We start from the raw sequence: 3,538 nt of genomic DNA, 5'->3' as shown, positions 1-3,538 counted from the left end.
ACAAGACAGCATCACCAACCGTGGCCTGATCAACAGCAACAGCACCACCTTGGTACAGTCTGGCAACAGCATCAACAACATCGGCAGCGGGCGCATCTATGGCAACCATGTCGCCATCGGCACCCATAACCTAATCAACCAGGAAGAAACCCTCGGCAGCGAAACCAAAGCCGCCGTTATTGCTGCGCGTGAGCGGCTGGACATCGGTGCTGCCAACATCATCAACAAAGAACATGCCCTCCTGTCGAGCGGAGGTGATATCGCCATTGGCGGTGCCTTAAACGAACAGCATCAGGCCACAGGCATGGCCGACAGCCTGATCAACGGTAGTGCGCGTATCGAAGCGCAGCGCGATGGCAATATCGCCGTCAGAGAATTACACAACCTCAATAACCACTTTGCATTAGAAGAATACTTAGCTGAACAACGTAAAATAAAACAATATAAATATCCTGGTCGCACCGAAAAATGGACTGTAGGTGTCGATGGTAATTTCAACCTTAATAATAATCGAGCCAAATTCACCTTCAACGACGGCAGCACAGCAGTTGTTTACAACCGAAAAATGAGACAGGTTAAATGGTGGGACTTTATCCGTAAAACCTACAAACAACGTGTCAAAGAAAGCGATCCCGGCCAGATCATTATCGGTGGTAACCTGAATATCGCCGGCAGCCACTGGGAAAACAACAACAGCCAGATACTGGTTGGCGGCAACCTTATCGGCACAGACAACCTGCAACTAGACAACATCGAAACCAAAGGCCAGCAGCGCGTAGAAGACAAAGGTAGAACAGGTCATATACACTATGAAAAAAAGAAGAAGCATTCAGTCAAAAACCATTGGCATGCATATGAAGGAAAAGGTGGCAAATACAGCGACACCACCACAACCACCATCGACCTGGATCAGCCCGTTAGCATTGTCCAGCAACACGTAGCCATTGGTGGCAACCAAGGTAACGCCAGCGCAGCCAATCCAACTGGCCACGAAGTTGGCAACATCAATAGCAACAACCAAACCAGTACCAGCAACACCAACATTGCCCAACAGCAGCAACAAATCAAAACCCTGACTGATATCAACAGCAGACTGCCCAACAGCAGCCTGTACCATATCAACCCCAATAACAGCGGCTACCTAGTCGAAACCGACCCCGCCTTTACCAACCTAAAAAAATGGCTGGGCAGCGACTACATGCTCAGCGCCCTCGGCCAAGACCCGAACAAAATGCAAAAACGGCTGGGTGACGGCTATTACGAACAACGCCTGATCAACGAACAAATTGCCCGCCTAACCGGCTTGCGCTATCTGGAGGGCTACCAGAACGACGAAGAACAATACAAAGCCCTGATGAACGCCGGCATCACCGCCGCGCGCGAAATGAGCTTAGTTCCCGGTATTGCCCTGAGCGCCGAACAAATCGCCCGCCTGACCAGCGACATCGTCTGGCTGATTAACCAGAGCGTCACCCTGGCCGATGGCAGCCAGCAAACCGTCCTCGTACCACAAATCTACCTTATGGTACGCGATGGCGACATCAACAGCGCCGGTGCCTTAATCAGCGCCAACAACATCAGCCTGCACACCAACCAGGACATCAACAACCAAGGTAGCATAGCCGGCCGAAAAATCGTCGACCTGGGTGCCCAGAACATCAGCAACAGCGGCCTGATCAGCGGCAACAAAGTAGCCCTGAATGCCAGCAACAACATCGACTTCAATGGTGGTGCCGCTCAGGCCCAAGACCTGCTCAGCCTCAAAGCCAACCAAATCAACCTCACCACCACCACCGCCACCCATGGTGACGAACGCAACGGCGCCACCGTCATCGACCGCGTCGCCGGCCTGTATGTCACCGGAAACAAAGACAGCATCCTGACAGTGGACGGCAAAAAAGGCATAGATATCAATGGTGCCCAGCTCGTCAACACTGCCGCCAACGGCCAAACCCAACTACGCTCCAGCGAAGGCAGCGTCAACCTAAATACCGTCCAGATAGCCGACCACGAAACCGATGGCAAACTGAGTGACCGCAACCACATGTCACTGCATCACAGCGCCGAAGTGGGTAGCCAGATTCTCACCCAGGGTGATATCAGCATCGGTGCTGGCAAACAAATCAACATCCGCCAGGGCGACATCAACAGCCTCAATGGCAGCGTCAACCTTTACGGCAAAGAAAGTGTCAACATCAGCGAAGGCCGAAAAACTGCCGATCTAGACGAATCCTTCTACCACAAATCCGGCAACATCGTATCCAGCCAAAGCAACCTAGACAAATATCAAGTACACCACAACGAAGCCGTAGGCAGCAGCATCACCGGCAAACAAATCAATATCGGCAGCGATCAGGACATCAACGTGCGCGGCAGCAACATCATCGCCCAGGATCAAACCATCCTCAGCGCCGGCCGTGACATCAACATCCAGGCTGCCCACAACAACTATCAAGACCACGAATACCACGAAGAGAAAAAATCCGGCTTCAGCGCCAGCCTGTCCAAAGGCGTGGCCAGCGTTGGCTACAGCAAATCCAAAACCCAGCTGGATCAGCAGGAGCAGAACCACACCCTTACCCTTAGCCAGATAGGCAGCCTCAAAGGCAACACCATCATCCAGGCCGATGGCGACCTCAATGCCAGCGCCGCCATCCTCGGTGCCGGCAAAGACCTCACCCTGCAAGGTAAAAACGTCAACCTGCTGGCTGACCACGTTACCAGCGACCAGCATATCGACCTCAAAACCAAACAAAGCGGCTTCAGCGTTGGCTTCACCTATTCCCCCTTCGTCGCCGCAGCCAGCACCTTCAAAGACGGCATGCGCAGTGGTGACTTCAGCAACAGCATCGTTGGCAAAAGCATGCAGGCAGGCGAAGCCGCATCCAGCGCCTATCAGGCAGCCAGCACCCCAATCGTAGCCACCCTGAACCACCAGCGTAGCCATCAAACCCAAGATACACACAACAGCCAGAGCGTTACCACCCAGGCCAGCGCCGGCGGCAACCTCAACATCATCGCCACCGATGGCAGCATCAACAGCGAAGGCGCGCGCCTCACAGCCGAAGGCAACGCCCTCCTGCATGCCAAAGACAACATCAACCTCAGCTTTGCCCGCGACAGCCATAACCAAAGCGCCACCAGCAAAAGCAGCGGCTTCAACCTCGACACACGCAAATGGAGCTCACCGATTGGCGCCGCACACCAAAAAGGCCAGGGTCAGGGCAACCTCGACAGCGCCCTCGGCACCCAGCTGTCCGTAGGTGGCCACTCCGTCATACAAACCAGCAGCGGTGACATCAACATCATTGGCAGCAGCGTCGTTGCCGGCGGCAACAACACCATCAACGCCGCACGCAACGTCAACATCCGCTCCAGCCAGAACAGCACCAGCCAGAGCGAAAGCCACAGCAGCAAAGGCTGGGGCTCAGCGCAACTGTCTGATACCGAAAAATTCACCGGCTACATGAGCAGCAAAGACCAATACAACAGCAACAACGTCGAACAAATACGCAGCCAGGTAGGCAGCCTCAACGGC

Annotated in this window: 1 protein-coding gene; it reads left to right on the top strand. The window is 54.2% G+C overall.

Annotation, left to right across the window (positions count from 1 at the left end; translation table 11 throughout):
- Positions 1 to 3,538 (top strand): hemagglutinin repeat-containing protein (locus MJ764_RS11230; RefSeq protein ID WP_239327097.1); only part of this gene is annotated, 3,538 nt, incomplete at both ends.

The organism is Snodgrassella gandavensis (assembly GCF_914768025.1).
GTDB classification, from domain to species: Bacteria; Pseudomonadota; Gammaproteobacteria; order Burkholderiales; family Neisseriaceae; genus Snodgrassella; species Snodgrassella gandavensis.
The sequence above is the reverse complement of the archived record's forward strand: the minus strand, read 5'-3'. Positions and strand labels throughout refer to the sequence as shown.